Genomic DNA, 15825 nt, shown 5'->3' with positions numbered 1-15825 from the left:
CCGAAACATCAGGAAACCCCCCTCGTGCCGGGGAATTGATCACCCTGGGAACCGTACGGCGGCCGCATGGCATCATGCCGGTGCAAGGACTTACGGGGAGAACGGGGAGAGGCGAACGCACGTGGGTGACTTTTCGGGAATCGACGCCGCTGCTCTTTTGGGCATGACGAATTCATACAAGGCCGACAAAGACCACCTGCGGAGCATGTCCTCCTCCTTCAAGTCGGAGTTCGACTCATACGGCCTCGACTCCTCCGGGCTCGGCGAGCTGATCGGGATCTGCAGCTGGCTGGACGACCAGACGCCGATGCTCACCCGCCGCTACCACCTGTCGATGGCGGCCGACAAGCCGTACCCGGGGCACAAGGGCATGGTGTCGATCGACGAGAGCATGGTCGGGCAGACCGCGCAGTCGCAGAAGGACGGCAAGGCGCTCGCCGACCAGTACAACAAGGCGCTCGACAAGGGCGACACGATCCCCGAGGACCTGTTCAACCAGCTCGAGGCCCACAAGGACGACGCCGACTTCGTCAAGGCGTTCTACGACGACCTCGGCCCGCAGCGGTTCCAGCAGATCTCCAACGACATGGCGGACAACCCGTACGACGACCGCTATTCCAAGCACCCCGACCAGCTGGAGCACGACCGCTCGGTGCTCGCGAACACCTTCGGCACCTACACCCAGGTGAAGTTCGAGGGGCAGAGCGCGAAGGACAAGCAGGCCGGCTGGAACAAGTGGTTCGACGACTTCAAGGACCCGCGCAACATCTTCCGCCCCGACGACCTGATCCCGTTCCTCAAGGGCGGAACGCAGGACAAGGACTTCCTCGTCGCGCTCGGCGACCGGGTGTTCAGCAACTCGAACAAGCACGGGAACGAGCGCGAGTGGATGAACGGCGGCGGGATGGGCAACGGCCCCTGGGGCCAGGACCACTACGGCCAGCTGTTCGACGCCATATCCAACAACCCGGAGGCGTCCGGCGAGTTCGTGGACCACAACTACGACACGATCCAGAGCTTCATCTACCCCGGCACCACCTTCGAGCTCGACCAGCCCAAGTCCCGCGCCGCGTCGTTCATGAAGATCCTGCACGCCTCGACGATCACCCTGCGCGCGACGAACGAGCCGCTGGCGGAGAAGCTCACCGCCCACCTGATGAGCGACAACTACCAGCACACCCAGAGCGACGACACCAAGAGCATCCACCCGGTGGACGGCATGGACGCCTTCTACGGCGACCTGGTGCGCGCGTACTGGAACGACCTGGAGTACGGCACCACCTCGCCGATGGCCGACAAGATGTTCGGCAACGACGCCACCGTGGGCGGCTTCACCGAGAAGGCGTCGAAGTGGGACGAGAAGGCGTTCCTGGCCGGCCAGGACCCCAAGCGCTTCGGCATGGAGCTGAGCGGACCGATGTGGGAGTCGCTGGTCGCCGAGGCCTCGCGCGACCCGCACACCGCGGGTGAGATCAGCGCCACCTTCGACGCCTACCGGCTCGACCTCAACACGCAGATCGCCCACACCAAGAAGACCGACCCCGGGTCGAGCGAGTACCTGAACATCAAGCAGGGCGAGATGATGAAGCTCTACGGCAAGGCCTTCGACTCGGCGATGGCCACCACCGAGTCGGACGCCCAGGCGTGGGCCGACGGCGTCAACTCCGCCCGCAGCGCGATGATCGACGCCGCTTACAAGGTGGGTGAGGCCGGCGTCACCGGTGGCGCCTCCGCTGCCGCCACCGCCGCCAAGGAGACCGGAACGGGGCTCGCCACCGACACGGTGAACACGCTGCTGACCGGCTGGGCCAAGGACCTGGTCAGTGTGAAGCCGGAGCAGGCACCGGGCGGCCTGGCCGACAAGTACAAGGCACTTGAGGGCATCAAGCTCGACACCTCATGGCGCAACACCTACCGCACCAAGGCGAGCCTGCTGCTGTCACCCGACCCGCACAACGGCCTCAAGGGCGGCTTCGACCCGGCCGTCATCCCGCCGGTCACCATCGGCCCGATCCACCCGGTCCCGGGCAACCCGCCGGTCACGTACACCGGCAACCCCAAGGGCTACATCAAGACGCCGGCTCAGAACTTCCTCAAGGCGGACGGCTCCGTCATGGACGAGGGCAAGATGAGCAACCAGCAGCAGGCGGCGTACGCCAAGTGGCTGCAGGACCCGGCGGTCGCGGCGATGGTCAAGAAGGACGGCTTCGACACCACCGAGCTGATGCAGAACCTGCCGGAGTAACGGGCTTCACCTGCCCGAACAACGCGCGGCCCGGTGGGACGTCCCACCGGGCCGCGGTCACGTCCTCGTCACTTCTCGGAGATCTGCAGGGCCTTCAGGAAGGAGCGCAGGTCGGCCGGCGCGTCTGCGGAGGTCACGGTGTGGTGGCCGAGGGTCGGCGTCAGCGAGACGTACACGCTCTTGCTGTTCCAGACGCACTCGGTGAACGCGCCGCCGTTGGCGCTGATGTCGGCGCACCAGATCGTCCCCCCGACCGGGCCCGCGTCGTACTTGTGGGCCTTCGACGGGGTCACGGGGGTGCCGAAGATCGTGGTGAGCCAGTCGGAGTTGTCGCCGGGCTGCTGGGTGAACGGTGGGTCGAGGTTGACCGACACGTGCGCCCCCTTGTCCGGGCCGGCGTTGTAACTGAGGTAGGCGTAGCCCTTGTTGGGGTCACTGTTGCCGTCGGCCAGCGGGTACCACGCCGACTGCGCCGCCGTGGAGCGCACGTAGGGCCCGAACGCGTACGGCACCACGGCCTTGTGCTTGGCCGGCTTGTCGTCGCCCTGGTTCGCCGCGACCACCGCCCACACGACCCCCGCGACCACGACCACGCCCGCCAGCACGGCGACGGCGATCGTACGGCGCCGGCGCCTGTTGTCCCTGGCCGCCGGGTCGGGCCGGCTGATCGGCGTCAGCGTGATCCGGTCTTCTTCCGGGGTGCTGTGTGACACGTGGTCCTCCTGGTGGTCGGCACTACGATAGGGCCGAGCGATCCGGTGCGGCCAGGCGGCTGCCGTCGGCCGTACGGCAGGTGGCATGATGTGCCCCCGGAAACCGCGGCAGCGCGCAGGCGCCGCCGCCAGCACACCACGGGGGTGGATGACATGGGCGGCACGGATCCGAAAGCGACGGCGACCAATCCGTACCTGACCGACTTGCAGAACCTGCGCAGCAGGCTGAGCGGTGAGGTCACCAAGCTCCAGGACACACTGAAGACCACCGCGGCCGACATGAACGGCAAGAAGGTGTGGGTCGGCAAGACCGCCGACACCTGGACGTCCGACATCAACGGCCGCCGCAGCCGGATCCAGACCCTGGTCGGCAAGCTGATCCCGATCATCGACGCGGAGATCAAGCGGACTCCGCCCAAGGTGACCCCGGTCGAGGCGAAGCTCTACCGCATGCAGTGACCCGCGTGCGGCAACCCGTACGCGGTACGGGCTGACTCCCCGCCGATGCCGCGCCGACGTTGCCTCTCTGACGTCGGGCTGACCCTCGCGCCGTGCGGTTCTGTTGCAATGCTGTGAGGCGCTTGTCACGGGCTGCGCCTTGAGGGTGTTTATTCAGCGCTGATAGCGTGCGGTGACCGGACATCGACATACGGGCTGGCGCCGGACCGGAGTGCGGCAGTCCATCCCAACACAAACGATGTCGGCACACACGCAGGCTCGACGGGGGCAGTGACGTGAAAACCAGGGAACGATCCGCTGCGGGTGGCGGCGGTGGCCGCCAGCCTGTTCCCGCACCGGGGCCCGGCGGTCCGGTCGGCGGAGAGCGGCTGCCTGTCGCACCGCGGGAACGCAAGCCCGCGCTGGCCGCGTTGGCCGTGCTGCTCATCCTGCTCGGCGCGCTCGGCGCCACCGTGATGGTGATGCGGGCGGGCAACAAGGTGTCGGTCGTGGAGATCACCGACACCGTCGCCGCCGGCGAGCCGATCCCGCCGACCGCGATCAAAGAGGTCATGGTGTCCGACGACACCGACATGTCGTTCATCTTGTGGAAGCAGCGCGGCGACCTGACCAGTCACTACCGGGCCGCCACCACCCTGGTGAAGGACAGCATCCTCGTCCAGAACATGATCACCGACAAGGACGACGTGCTGACCGCGGGCAAGTCCATGGTCGGGCTGTCCCTCAAGGACGGTCAGTTCTACAAGGGCATCGCGGTCGGCGACACGGTCGCGGCCTACTACGTCGGAACCGACGCGGGCAAGTCCGCGACCGGGTCCAGCACCGGCACCAGCAGCGGATCGACCGGCGGCGCGCCCCCCACCGGCGGGATGCCGATCGCCACCGGCCTGACCGTCAAGTCCGCGATCGGCAACAGCCAGACCGGCAACGAGTCGGTCACCGTCGTCGCCAACAGCAGCCAAGTCTCCGCGCTGACCATCGCCGCATCGGCGAACAGCGTCGCCCTGGTGCTCGTCCCACCATCCACCGCGGGGAACTGAGCGAGCGGGTCTAGACAGTCATGGCACTGATCGCTATCGCAGCCGACAAGGGCTCGCCGGGCGTCACCACAGCCGCGGTCGCCCTCGCCGCCGTATGGCCGCGGCGGGTGCTGCTCGCCGAGACCGACCCGGCGGGCGGCGACCTCGTCTACCGTTCGCGGGCCGCGCACGGCGGGGTGCTCGACCCCAACTCGGGCCTGCTGTCGCTGGCCGCGACCGCCCGACGGGGCCTGGCCGCCGAGCAGTTGTGGGACCACGCCCAGCCGCTGTCCGGCGGACTCGACGTCCTGGTCGGCCTCGGCGGCGCCGAACAGGCCGCGGGCCTGGCCGGGCTGTGGCCGATCCTCGGGCAGGCGTTCGCCACCCTGGCCGAGTCGCCGAACGGCGCCGCCGACGTCATCGCCGACTGCGGCCGGATCGGCGCCGACTCGCCGTCGCTCGAACTCTTCCCGCACGCCGCCCTGGTGCTGCTGGTCTCCCGCACCGAGCCCGAGCACCTGGCCCGGGTCAGGGACAGGGCCGGCGCGCTGTCGGCGAAGCTGCACGGGTCGCAGCGCGGCGCCGCCGCCGCGCTCGGCTTCCCGCCGATCGGCATCGTGCTGATCACCGACCCCGGGCACAGCGCCCGGGAGGCCGGCCAGGTCAACGAGATGCTGGTCGCCTCGCAGATTTCGGCACGGGTGGTCGGCACTCTCGCGCACGACCCGGCCGGCGCCGACATGCTCAACGGACGCCGCCGCGGCCGGCTCGACAAGTCCCTGCTGATCCGCTCCGCCCGCCAGATCACCTCCGACGTACCGCACCGGTACGGAGTGCTGCGATGAGTGTGGTCGACCACTCGCTTGTCAAACGCTTCCGCCAGGAGGCGGGCGACCGCATCTCGGAACAGCGCAGGCTGGACCAGATAGCGAACGTCCCCGTCATGTCCCCCGAGGACGAGCGGCAGTTCGCGCGGGCGATCATCGCGCAGATCCTTGAGGACTACGCCCGCTCTGAGATCACCGTCGGCCGCACCCCGCCGGACGCCGAGGCGGAGGAGGGGTACGCGGCGGCGGTGCACGCGGCGCTGTTCGGCGTCGGCCGGCTGCAACCGCTGCTGGACGACACGGAGGTCGAGAACATCGACATCAACGGCTGCGACCAGGTCTTCGTCGGTTACTCCGACGGCCGCGAAGTCCAGGTGGACCCGGTCGCGGAGACCGACGACGAGCTGATCGAGCTGATCCAGGTGCTCGGCGCCTACTCCGGCCTGTCCTCGCGCCCGTTCGACACCGCCAACCCGCAGCTGGACCTCCGGCTGCCCGACGGCTCCCGGCTCTCAGCCGTGATGGACGTGACCAGGCGGCCGGCGCTCTCCATCCGGCGGGCCCGGATGGGCAAGGTCTTCGTCAGCGACCTGGTCGGCAACTACACGCTCACCCCTGAGCTGGGCTCGTTCCTGTCCGCGGCCGTGCTGGCCCGCAAGAACGTGATGATCGCCGGCGCCACCAACGCCGGCAAGACCACGCTGCTGCGGGCGCTGGCCAACGTCATCCCGCCGTTCGAGCGGCTGATCACCGTGGAACGCGCGCTGGAGCTGGGCCTGGACCAGTTCCCCGAACTGCACCCCAACGTGGTGGCGTTCGAGGAACGGCTGCCCAACTCCGAAGGGCTGGGCGCCATCACGATGGCCGAACTCGTCCGCCGCTCGCTGCGTATGAACCCCTCCCGGGTCATCGTCGGCGAGGTGCTCGGCGACGAGATCGTCACCATGCTCAACGCCATGTCGCAGGGCAACGACGGCTCGCTGTCCACCATCCACGCCAACAGCTCCGCCGAGGTGTTCAACCGCATCTCCACCTACGCGCTCCAGGCGCGCGAGCGGCTGCCGGTCGAGGCGTCGCAGATGCTGGTTGCCGGCGCGATCGACTTCGTGGTCTTCGTCCAGCGCCGCAACGACTTCCAGCGCGGCGGCACCCTGCGCCGCATGGTCACCTCCGTCCGCGAGGTGAACGGTGTGGACGGCCGTGTCCTGTCCAGCGAGGTCTTCGCCGAGACAGGAGACGGCGTGGCACTCCCGCACGCCCCGATCTCCTGCCTGGACGAACTCCTCGCCAACGGCTACCAGCCCACGGGGGTGTGGCGGTAATGACCGGTGTCTTCTCGACGTCCGTACTGTTCGGACTACTGGCCGGTGCGGTGGTCGGCGGCGGTATCGCGCTGTTCGTCGTGGCGATGCGCGGCTGGGCGCCCAAGCCGGCGGTGGCCGGCCAGACGAACACCGACAAGGCCTCGGATCTGGTCCGGTTCATCTCGCAGCGCGGCTCGATCGCCGTGGTGGCGGGCCTGATCGTGCTGGGGCTGACCCGCTGGGTCGTGCTCGGCCTCGCCACCGCGCTGCTGGTCTTCGCCTGGGACAAGCTGTTCGGCGGCGCGGCGGAGGAACGCGCCGCGATGAAGCGGGTGGAGGCGCTGGCGGCCTGGACGGAGTCGCTGCGTGACACCATCGCCGGCGCCGTCGGCCTCGAACAGGCCATCCCGGCCTCGTCGCGGGCGGCGGCTCCCGCGCTGCGGGTCCACCTGGAGTCGCTGGTGGACCGGCTGCGGGCCCGTACGCCGCTGCCCGAGGCGCTCCAGCACCTGGCCGACGAGATCAACGACGCCTCGGCCGACATCATCGTGGCCGCACTGATCCTCAACGCCCGGCTGCGCGGCCCCGGTCTGCGCGAGGTGCTCGGCGCGCTCGCCAAGTCCGCCCGCGAGGAAGTGGACATGCGGCAGCGCGTGATGGCGCAGCGGTCCAGCACCCGGCGCAGCGTGCAGATCGTCGTGATCGTCTCGGTGGTGTTCGTCCTCGGCCTGGCGATCTTCAACCGCGGCTTCGTCAAGCCGTACGGCACGGCGCTCGGCCAACTCGTCCTGCTGGTCGTGTGCCTGCTGTTCGCCGCCGGGTTCTGGTGGCTGCGCAAGCTGTCCCAGGTCGAGACGCCCGACCGCTTCCTGGTGCACGCGCCTGAGCGGCTGGCCGAGCGGCAGGCCGCGCTCGCCGGGCAGTTCGCGGCGGGCCGGCACCGGGTACAGGGTCCGCCACAGGCCATGCCCGACCACGGGCAGAGCGGCCACGGCGGCCACGCCGTTCCCGGCCAGGAGGCGGGTACCCGATGAACACCATCCTCTTCAGCTGCCTGGTCGGCGGCATCGTCGGCCTCGGCATCTTCGCGCTGGTCCGGGCGCTGATGCCCAGCAGGCGCAGCTCGGTGTCCACCGTCGCGCAGATCGACGCGATGCGCGCGGCCAGCCCGATGACCGGCGGCACCGCGGAACCGGTACCGACCGACTACCGCAGCCGGCTCGGCCACCGGATCTCCGCCTTCTACATCCAGCAGGGCTGGGAGATGCGCTCGCTGCGCGCCGACCTGGCCGTGCTCGACCGCAGTTGGGAGTCCTTCCTCGCCACCAAGACCATCCTCGGCGCGGCCGGCGTGGTCTTCGGGCCGTTCCTGTTCGCGCTGATCTGGCAACTGGGCCTGGGCAGCAGCCCGATCATCCCGGTCTGGCTCGCCCTGGTCTGCGGCGCGGTGTTCTTCATGCTGCCCGACCTCGAAGTGCGCCGCGACGCGGCCGACAAGCGCAAGGACCTGCGGCGGGTGATCGGCGCCTATCTGGACCTGGTGTCGATGAACCTGGCCGGCGGGCGCGGCCTGCCCGAGGCGCTGATGGCCGCGGCCGAGGTCAGCGACGGCTGGGCGCTGATGCGTATCCGAAACTGCCTGTCCGACGCCCGGATCACCGGCACCAGCCAGTGGGTCGCGCTCGGCAGGCTGGGTGAGCAGTTGGGTATCGAGGAGTTGCAGGACCTCTCTGTCACACTCGCTCTGGTGGCCGATGACGGCGCCAAGATCCGTGAGTCGCTCGCCTCTCGCGCGGAGACGATGCGGCACCGGGAGCTCGCCGAGATCGAAGGCTCGGCCGGTGAGAACTCCCAGTCCATGCTCGTGGCGCAGCTGCTGCTGTGCGCGGGCTTCCTGGTCTTTCTGATCTACCCCGCAGCCATGCGCGTGTTCCAGATCTGATCACCAGCGAGTCATCGAAAACGGAGGACCAGAACCATGAACCGACTGCCGATCAGTCATCCCGTCCTTGACTTCATGATCGTCTACCTGCGCGGCCGGATCGCCCACGCCCGCGACGAGGACACCTCGCGTGGTGCCTCGGCCGTGGAATGGGTGGTCATCTCGGCGATCGTCGTCGCGATCGTCGGCGTCGTCGGGGTCGCGATCAACAAGGCCCTCAGCAACAAGTCCGACTCCGTCAGCAACTGCATCCAGAGCACCTCGAACACCAGCAACTGCTGATCGGGCGACGACCGAGCAGAACACGGGGGAGACGAGTCGTGAACCGAACCACCGGCGCGCTGCACCGTGCCGTGCGCCGCAGACTGGACGCCGCGCACGGCGACAGCGGTGTCGGCGTGCGCGGTGTCGGGCGGCGCGGTGCCGGGCCTCGCGGTGCCGGTGGTGGTGCAGGTCGCGGTGATCGCGGCATGACGGCGATCGAGTTCGTCTTCCTGACACCGGTGCTGTTCTTCATGATCTTCGCGACGGTGCAGTTCGGACTGTACTTCTTCGCCGACCATGTCGCCCAGGCCGCCGCGCAGGCCGGCGCCCGCAAGGCGCGCGCGGAGGCCGACGACAACCCGGGCTGGGCCGCCGACGCCAGCCAGGTCGCCCACGACTACGTGCAGCAGCTCGGCCCGCAGCTGCTGACCAGCCCCGAGGCGCACCCGGACCGGAACGGCACCTCGGTCAGCGTCCGGGTCACCGGCCACGTCCCGACGGTCTTCCCAGGCATGAAGTTCACCGTGGACGAGAAGTCGCAGGGGCCCATCGAGCGCTTCGTGCGGGACACGGGGTGAGCCGGTTGACGTCCGACATCCGTACTCGTACCCGTGCCCGTACCGGACGGCGCGCCGACGCGTGGACCGGTCGGCGTACCGACCGCGGTGTCTCCACCATCGAGGTGGTGATCCTCGCGCCGGTGATGATCCTGTTCATCCTGATCCTGGTCGCCTTCGGCCAACTCGTGGACGGTCGCGGGTCGGTGGACAGCGCCGCCAGGGACGCCGCCCGCGCCGGGTCGATCCAGCACGACGAGGGTCCGGCGATGGACGAGGCGCGGGCCGCGGCCACCGCCGACCTCGACGACACGTGCGTGAGCGGCACGTTGCAGGTGACGAAGACCAGCGCCGGGTTCGCGCCCGGCGGCCTGTTCAGCGTCCAGGTCACCTGCAAGATCCGCGGCCTCGGCGACCTCGGGCTGAAGATCGACAAGCAGATGACCTCCACCGGCGTCTCGCCGATCGACCCCTACAAGCGGGCGGGCTGATGCGGACGCCTACGAGGTGGAACGGGACGCGGTCGAAAGCGGCGCGGGCGATAGCGGCGCGGGCGATAGCGGCGCGGTCGAAAGCGGCGCGGGCGAACGTGCTGCGCGGGCTGCGTGACCGGCTGCGGGACGACCGGGGCTCCGGCGCCGCCGCCGTACTGATCTTCGCGCTCGTCTTCATGACGCTGGCCGGCTTCGTGGTGGACGGCGGCATGTCCATCTCGCAGCGCGAGCGGGCCGCCGACATCGCCGAGCAGGCGGCCAGATACGCGGCTGAGGACATCAACACCGATCAGCTGCGCACCGCGCTGCCCGGCACCGCGCCGGAGATCAACTACCAGGACTGCCCGGCCCGCGTCGACCAGTACGTCGGACTGCTCGGCATCAACGCCGCGGACATCGTGGCGACCTGCACCGGCATGGCCGCCGACCGCGTCGAGGTGACGGTCGAGTTGACGTACAAGCCGATCCTGACCGGGTTCTTCTACAAGAAGGACCTCACGGCCAAGGGGAAGGCATCGGCCGAGTCGGTGACCGACCCCGGATAGCCGCCGGGGCGTAACGGGGGTGACCGCCGCCCGCCCCCGTTGGTATCAACGTAGGGCAGGCCCGCACCGGGCACGCGAGAGGCAGCCGACGACGACACGACGGCACGACGGCACGACGACACGACGGCACGACGGCACAGAGGAAGCAGGGAAGCAGCCATGGCACGCACGACCGCCGCGGGGGGCAACCGCGCGCAGCAGGCCGGCCCGGCGGGGCGTCCGCCGCGCAGGCGCCGGACGTTCGGCGACGTGGTACGCGCGCTGGGCGCGTTCGTGCTGCTCGCGGTGCTGGTGGTCGGCGTGCCCGGTTCGCTGCTGTACTTCATCGGCTCGCCGTTCCCGCACCACTTCAACTCCGACGTGCTGCGGCAGCCGATCACCTCCGAGACGTTCATCAACACCCTTGCCGTGGTGGTGTGGGTGGCCTGGGCGCAGTTCACCGCGTGCGTGCTCGTCGAGACGAAGGCCGCGGTCTCCGGCGTCGGCATGCCGCACCGGGTGCCCGCCTCCGGCGGCAGCCAGCTGCTGGCCCGGCAGTTGGTGGCCGCGCTGCTGCTGCTCGGCGTCAGCACCGCGGGGCTGGTGCCGGGGCTCTCCCAACTCGGCCAGCACCAGAGCGTGGAGAGCCAGGCCCGTCCCGGCGTCGCGGCCTCCGCCCAGCAGACCCCGGGCCAGCACAACGCGCGCGCGTCCAGCACCGCCGTGGCCCAGCCGAGCGCGCAGGGGCAGCAGGGCGGCGCGGCGGCGCAGGGCGCCGGGCAGTCGGCGCAGCAGGGCACCAAGTTCTACCGGATCAACCCGCCCGAGGGCCGGCACCACGACTCGCTGTGGGAGATAGCGCAGCGGCATCTCGGCGACGGCCGCAGGTACCACGAGATCTACCAGCTCAACAAGGACCGGGTGCAGCCGGACGGTTCGAAGCTCTCGCAGGCCAGTCTGATCAGGCCCGGCTGGGTGATGGAGATGCCCGCCGACGCGCACGGCGGCGACCTCGTCGAGATGCCGGTGGCCGCACCGCACACCGCGCCCGACATCCAGCACTACGCCGAGCACGGCGGCGCCAAGGACACCGCGAAAGAAGGCGCGCACGCGGCGCCGCAGCCGGCCGCCGAGCAGTCCTCCGCCGACCTTTCGGGCGGCGGCTCCGGCGGCGGCCACGCGACTCCCGCCCACGACACCGGCACCAGCACAGGGGCGGCGGCCGAGCACGCCACCGCGCAGTCGTCCTCGTCCTCGCACGGCTTCGACCTGTCCGAGGCGCTGATCGGGGCGCCGCTGCTGGCCGCCGGCCTGCTGGCCGCGCTCGGCCGCCGGCGTCGTACCGCGCTGTGGCAGTCGGTCACCGCCGGCGTGCTGCGCACCCCGCGGACCCCCACCGGGCCGCAGGCCGACGTCGCCGACGCGCTGCGGATCGGCGCCGACCCCGACACCGTGTCCTTCCTCGACCGGGCGCTGCGGACGCTGTCCGCGCGGCTGGACGCGGAGGGCCGCCAACTGCCCACCGTCTACGCCGCCTGGCTCACCTCGGACTCGCTGCACCTCCAACTGGCCTGGCCCGAGGGCCGGCCGCCGACACCGTGGACGATCGGCCAGGACGAGACCTTCTGGCGCCTGGAGCGCGGTGACCTGGTCGAGGACGCCGACATGACCGCCGCGGCCCCGTACCCCGGCCTCGTCGCGCTCGGCACGCTCGACGGCGCCCGGCTGCTGCTCAACCTCGAAGCGGTGCCCGGCATAGTGTCGCTGACCGGCGCCGCCGCCGACCGCGAGGCGGTGCTCGCCGCCGTCGCCGCGGAACTCGCCACCAACGGCTGGTCGGACCGGATGACGGTGACCCTGGTGGGCTTCGCCGAGGACCTGACGGCGCTGGCGCCGGCCCGGGTGCGGCACCTGGCCGACCTGCCCGAGGTCATCGAGATCATGTCCGCCGAGACCGCGCAGCGGGCGGGCGCGCTGCGCAACGCGGGCCAGGACAGCGTGCTCACCGGCCGGACCGGCACCGCCCAGCACACCCAGTGGGCGCCGCACCTGGTACTGCTGGCCACCGAGCCCACCGAGGAGCAGGCCGAACGGCTCGCCGAACTCGCCGCGGACGCCGGCCGGTTGGGCATCGGCTACCTGGTCGCCACCGACCAGGCCGAACTGCCGGGCGCGGCCTGGCAGTTGCAGATCACCGCGGAGGGACGGCTGCTGGCGCCGCTGCTCGGGCTCGACCTGGAGGCGCAGCAGCTGCCGGCCGCCCAGTACGCGGCCGTGCTGCGGCTGTTCGCCGAGGCCGGCGGCGACGGCCCCGAACCCGGCCCGGACGCACCGCCGTTCCTGGTCGACCTCAGCGACCAGGGCCGCCCCGGCATCTACGCCAGGCTGCTCGGCGGGTTCGAACTCATCGGCGTCGAGCCGCCGCCCGAGGACCGCCGCCAACTGCTCAACGAGGCACTGGCGTTGCTGCTGCTGCACCGCGAGGGCGTGCACCCGCGGGTGCTGGCGTCCGCGCTGTGGCCGCGCGGAGTCACCGAGGACGTCAGGGACGCGATGGTGGACCGGCTGCGCGAATGGCTCGGCACCGACGCCGACGGCACCCCGAGGCTGACGTTCGACGGCACCGGGCGGATCGTGCTCTCCACGTCCGTGGTGTGCGACTGGGACGTGCTCCAGACGCTGCACCACGAGGCCGGCCAGGGCGTCGCCGCGGGCGACCCGGCGGCCCGCCGCCGGCTGCTCACCGACGCGCTGTCCCTGGCCCGCGGCCGGCTCCTGGAGGACCGGGCGCCCGGCCGCTACGGCTGGCTGTCCCACGAGATAGTGGACGCGCAGCACCCGGTGCTCGTCGCGGAGATCGCCCTGGCCCTCGCCGGCCTCCACCTCGACGCGGATAAGCCGAAGGCGGCAGTGGCCGCGATCGACACGGCGCTCGCGGTCTCCCCGAACGACGAACGCCTCTGGCTCGCCCTCCTCCGCGCCACCCACGCCACCGCCGACCCGGCCCGCGTAGAGGCCGCGGCCCAGTCCCTGATCACCCGCGCCGCCACCCTGAACGGCCCGGCCCGCGGCCTCCCCCCACGAGTAGAAGCCCTCCTCGACGAACTCCTCCCCACCTGGCGCGACAGCGTCGCGTAGCCCCGCGCCCCCCTACGGGGACAAGCCCGGAACGGGCCCGGGACCTGCTGCGACCGCCCCCGGCCGCGGGCCGGTGGTGGGCTGATCGCGCAGTTCCCCGCGCCCCTTACGGGGCGCCTTGCAGCGGGCCGCGTAAGGGACGCGGGTTGGGCGCTTGAGGTGAGCCTCGGCTTTTAAGGGGCGCGGGTTGGGTGCTTGAGGTGAGCCTCGGCTTTTAAGGGGCGCGGGTTGGGTGCTTGAGGTGAGCCTCGGCTTTTAAGGGGCGCGGGGAACTGCGCCACCAGCCACCGCGGCGGGAGAGCCGGGAACGGTTCGCGGGTGGTGCGGCGGGGTGCCGAGGCCCGGCTGACCCGACCGGAGGTCAGTGATCTCGGGCCCGCAGCGCCGACTTCTTCGCACGGTTCCCGCACACATCCATCGAGCACCACCGCCGCGTCCCCGGCCGGGACTGATCAAGGAACAGCGCCCCGCACGACGCGGCCGCGCACGGCCGCAACCGAGCGAGGAGTTCGGCACTGGTCGCGAGATCAAGCGCGTCCCGCGCGACCACCGCGAGAGTGGCCCGCACGGGATCCTCCGCGTACCAACGGAGTTCCCCCGCCGGGCTGAGCCGCGGCACCGGCATCGCCTCCCCGGCGGCCCGGTTCACCCGCGACCGCGCGCCCGAACTCGCCGCGCCCGGTCCGCCAGGGCCACCCGCCGCGGTGACGAGCTCGTACACCGCCTCCCGCAGCGCCCGCCCCTCCCGCACCCGCTCCTCGTCCACCACACCGGAAGCGCCCCCGCAGGGCCCGCACTGCCGCACCCACGCCGCCAGGTCGGCCGGCCGGGCCAACTCCTCTGTGGCGTCCGGCGTTCCGCGGTACCGAAGCGTCCGCAGGAAGTCCAGGCACAGCCGCCCCGCGCCTTCGCGGAAGCAGACCGTAGTGGTGTCTGTCATCCGGACAGCGTACTACCGGAACCGGTTTAACTGGTACGGTCGCCGAACCGGTCTAACCGGTTCCCGCTCGTCCGCGTCCCACTCGCCGTGAGGTGCCCTGTGCCGCCGCCGCTGCCCGCCAACGCCCCTGCCACCACCGGCCCGCCGCGCCGCCTGATCGTCCTGCTCGCCGTCTCCTGCGGGCTGACCGTCGCCAACCTCTACTACGCGCAGCCGCTGCTCAGCGAACTGCGTAAGACCTTCGGCATCGACGCCGTCACCGCCGGCAGCCTGGTCACCGTCACCCAACTCGGCTACGCGCTCGGCCTGCTGCTGATCGTGCCGCTCGGCGACATGGTCGAGAAGCGCCGGCTGGCCACCCTGCTGCTCTGCCTCACCACCGGCGCCGTCGTACTGGCCGGCCTAGCGCCGGACTTCCCGGTGCTGCTGATCGCCTCGCTGATCGCCGGCACGACCCTGGTCGTCACCCAGATACTCGTCCCCTTCGCCGCCGACCTCGCGCCGGACGAGAGCCGCGGCCGGGTCGTCGGCCAGGTGATGAGCGGGCTGCTCACCGGCATCCTGCTGTCCCGCACGTTCGGCAGCATGCTGGCGGACGCGACCAGCTGGCGGGTGGTCTACCTGACCTCCGCCGTGCTGATGGCCGTCCTGACCGTGGTGCTCCGCTCCCAACTGCCCCGGCGGGCTCCCGGGAAGGCGGCGGCCGCGCTGTCGTACGGGCAACTGCTGCGGTCGACCGCGCGGTTGATGAAGCGGTTCCCGGCGCTGCGGCGCCGGGCGCTCTACCAGGCGGCGATGTTCGGGGCGTTCAGCGTGTTCTGGACGACCGTCTCCTTCCTGCTGACGAGTGACCCGTTCAACTACCGGCAGTGGCAGGTCGGGCTGTTCGCGCTGGCCGGCGCGGGCGGCGCGCTGGTGGCGCCACTGGCCGGACGGTGGGCGGACCGCGGCCTGGTGCGGCCGATGACCGCGGTGGCCTTCGCGGTGGCGGCGGGGGCTTTCGCGCTCGCCGGGTTCGGGCGGCACAGTGTGCTCGCGCTGGGCGGGGCGGCGGTGCTCCTCGACATGGCGGTGCAGACGACGTTGATCCTCGGCCAGCACGTCGTGTACCGGCTCGACGGGGGAGCGAGGGCGCGGCTCAACAGCGCCTACATGGCCACGTTCTTCGTCGGTGGCGCGATCGGATCGCAGGCCGGTTCCTACGCCTACCACGCCGGCGGCTGGACCCCGACGACCCTCCTGGGCGCCGCCCTCCCCCTGGCAGCCCTCGCGGCCTGGCTCACCGACCGCCCCCCAGCGTCCACCCCGCCCACCCCTGACCTCGCGCGACGCGAGCACGTGCCCCGTTAGGGGCGCGGGGAACCGCGCGCTCCGCCACGGCGGTGGCGCGGGTGGCCAC

The 15825-nt window shown here is 71.1% G+C and carries 16 protein-coding genes; 14 read left to right on the top strand and 2 right to left on the bottom strand.

Features of this window, described 5'->3' with window-relative positions:
* The first annotated feature begins 163 nt into the window (after positions 1-163).
* The gene (locus ACQPW6_RS14470) at positions 164-2245 is read left to right on the top strand and encodes a hypothetical protein (protein ID WP_433890023.1); all 2082 of its coding nucleotides are present in this window, start codon (positions 164-166) and stop codon (positions 2243-2245) included.
* 68 nt (positions 2246-2313) lie between these two features.
* On the opposite strand, the gene ACQPW6_RS14465 is transcribed toward ACQPW6_RS14470, so the two are convergent.
* On the bottom strand, positions 2314-2958 hold the full coding sequence (locus tag ACQPW6_RS14465; RefSeq protein WP_433890022.1) for a hypothetical protein: 645 nt from the start codon (positions 2956-2958) through the stop codon (positions 2314-2316).
* A gap of 153 nt (positions 2959-3111) precedes the next feature.
* On the opposite strand from ACQPW6_RS14465, the gene ACQPW6_RS14460 reads away from it, so the two are divergent.
* The 12 genes from ACQPW6_RS14460 to ACQPW6_RS14405 all read left to right on the top strand — a co-directional run bounded on the left by ACQPW6_RS14460 (position 3112) and on the right by ACQPW6_RS14405 (position 13486).
* On the top strand, positions 3112-3417 hold the full coding sequence (locus ACQPW6_RS14460; protein ID WP_433890021.1) for a hypothetical protein: 306 nt from the start codon (positions 3112-3114) through the stop codon (positions 3415-3417).
* 416 nt (positions 3418-3833) lie between these two features.
* The gene (locus ACQPW6_RS14455; RefSeq protein ID WP_433894531.1) at positions 3834-4457 is read left to right on the top strand and encodes a hypothetical protein; all 624 of its coding nucleotides are present in this window, start codon (positions 3834-3836) and stop codon (positions 4455-4457) included.
* A gap of 20 nt (positions 4458-4477) precedes the next feature.
* Positions 4478-5281, top strand: coding sequence for a hypothetical protein (locus ACQPW6_RS14450; RefSeq protein WP_433890020.1), 804 nt, complete (start codon positions 4478-4480; stop codon positions 5279-5281).
* Entirely contained in the window at positions 5278-6585 is a 1308-nt protein-coding gene (locus tag ACQPW6_RS14445) for a CpaF family protein (protein WP_433890019.1), read from the top strand. The genes ACQPW6_RS14450 and ACQPW6_RS14445 overlap by 4 nt, the downstream gene beginning before the upstream one ends.
* Positions 6585-7601 (top strand): type II secretion system F family protein, encoded by a 1017-nt coding sequence (locus tag ACQPW6_RS14440; protein ID WP_433890018.1) that lies wholly within the window; start codon positions 6585-6587, stop codon positions 7599-7601. Before ACQPW6_RS14445 ends, ACQPW6_RS14440 begins: the two co-directional genes overlap by 1 nt.
* A complete protein-coding gene (locus ACQPW6_RS14435; RefSeq protein WP_433890017.1) occupies positions 7598-8509 on the top strand; it encodes a type II secretion system F family protein in 912 nt (303 codons plus the stop codon). The genes ACQPW6_RS14440 and ACQPW6_RS14435 overlap by 4 nt, the downstream gene beginning before the upstream one ends.
* Before the next feature lie 36 nt (positions 8510-8545).
* A complete protein-coding gene (locus ACQPW6_RS14430) occupies positions 8546-8791 on the top strand; it encodes a hypothetical protein (protein WP_433890016.1) in 246 nt (81 codons plus the stop codon).
* 66 nt (positions 8792-8857) lie between these two features.
* A complete protein-coding gene (locus ACQPW6_RS14425; RefSeq protein ID WP_433890015.1) occupies positions 8858-8983 on the top strand; it encodes a hypothetical protein in 126 nt (41 codons plus the stop codon).
* The gene (locus ACQPW6_RS14420) at positions 8980-9351 is read left to right on the top strand and encodes a TadE family protein (RefSeq protein WP_433890014.1); all 372 of its coding nucleotides are present in this window, start codon (positions 8980-8982) and stop codon (positions 9349-9351) included. The genes ACQPW6_RS14425 and ACQPW6_RS14420 overlap by 4 nt, the downstream gene beginning before the upstream one ends.
* A gap of 98 nt (positions 9352-9449) precedes the next feature.
* On the top strand, positions 9450-9821 hold the full coding sequence (locus ACQPW6_RS14415; RefSeq protein WP_433894530.1) for a TadE/TadG family type IV pilus assembly protein: 372 nt from the start codon (positions 9450-9452) through the stop codon (positions 9819-9821).
* Complete coding sequence (locus ACQPW6_RS14410; protein WP_433890013.1) at positions 9821-10369, top strand: TadE/TadG family type IV pilus assembly protein; 549 nt, start codon at positions 9821-9823, stop codon at positions 10367-10369. Before ACQPW6_RS14415 ends, ACQPW6_RS14410 begins: the two co-directional genes overlap by 1 nt.
* Before the next feature lie 159 nt (positions 10370-10528).
* Entirely contained in the window at positions 10529-13486 is a 2958-nt protein-coding gene (locus ACQPW6_RS14405; protein ID WP_433890012.1) for a BTAD domain-containing putative transcriptional regulator, read from the top strand.
* A 361-nt stretch (positions 13487-13847) separates the two neighbouring features.
* On the opposite strand, the gene ACQPW6_RS14400 is transcribed toward ACQPW6_RS14405, so the two are convergent.
* Positions 13848-14426 carry a CGNR zinc finger domain-containing protein gene (locus ACQPW6_RS14400; protein WP_433890011.1) on the bottom strand — a complete coding sequence of 193 codons (579 nt, stop codon included), beginning with the start codon at positions 14424-14426 and terminating at the stop codon, positions 13848-13850.
* Positions 14427-14525: 99 nt separating this feature from the next.
* On the opposite strand from ACQPW6_RS14400, the gene ACQPW6_RS14395 reads away from it, so the two are divergent.
* On the top strand, positions 14526-15776 hold the full coding sequence (locus tag ACQPW6_RS14395; RefSeq protein ID WP_433890010.1) for an MFS transporter: 1251 nt from the start codon (positions 14526-14528) through the stop codon (positions 15774-15776).
* The last annotated feature ends 49 nt before the right edge of the window (positions 15777-15825 follow it).

It is taken from the genome of Streptomyces sp. CA-111067, assembly GCF_050956065.1.
Taxonomy (GTDB): domain Bacteria; phylum Actinomycetota; class Actinomycetes; order Streptomycetales; family Streptomycetaceae; genus Actinacidiphila.
Note: the sequence above shows the minus strand (reverse complement) of the source record. Positions and strands in the feature narration are given on the sequence as shown.

Bases quoted from the DNA above. Each gene is read 5' to 3' on its own strand.
- ACQPW6_RS14470 (WP_433890023.1), top strand. From the start codon at position 164: ATGACGAATTCATACAAGGCCGACAAAGACCACCTGCGGAGCATGTCC.
- ACQPW6_RS14460 (WP_433890021.1), top strand. From the start codon at position 3,112: ATGGGCGGCACGGATCCGAAAGCGACGGCGACCAATCCGTACCTGACC.
- ACQPW6_RS14450 (WP_433890020.1), top strand. From the start codon at position 4,478: ATGGCACTGATCGCTATCGCAGCCGACAAGGGCTCGCCGGGCGTCACC.
- ACQPW6_RS14445 (WP_433890019.1), top strand. From the start codon at position 5,278: ATGAGTGTGGTCGACCACTCGCTTGTCAAACGCTTCCGCCAGGAGGCG.
- ACQPW6_RS14440 (WP_433890018.1), top strand. From the start codon at position 6,585: ATGACCGGTGTCTTCTCGACGTCCGTACTGTTCGGACTACTGGCCGGT.
- ACQPW6_RS14435 (WP_433890017.1), top strand. From the start codon at position 7,598: ATGAACACCATCCTCTTCAGCTGCCTGGTCGGCGGCATCGTCGGCCTC.
- ACQPW6_RS14430 (WP_433890016.1), top strand. From the start codon at position 8,546: ATGAACCGACTGCCGATCAGTCATCCCGTCCTTGACTTCATGATCGTC.
- ACQPW6_RS14420 (WP_433890014.1), top strand. From the start codon at position 8,980: ATGACGGCGATCGAGTTCGTCTTCCTGACACCGGTGCTGTTCTTCATG.
- ACQPW6_RS14410 (WP_433890013.1), top strand. From the start codon at position 9,821: ATGCGGACGCCTACGAGGTGGAACGGGACGCGGTCGAAAGCGGCGCGG.
- ACQPW6_RS14405 (WP_433890012.1), top strand. From the start codon at position 10,529: ATGGCACGCACGACCGCCGCGGGGGGCAACCGCGCGCAGCAGGCCGGC.
- ACQPW6_RS14400 (WP_433890011.1), bottom strand. From the start codon at position 14,426: ATGACAGACACCACTACGGTCTGCTTCCGCGAAGGCGCGGGGCGGCTG.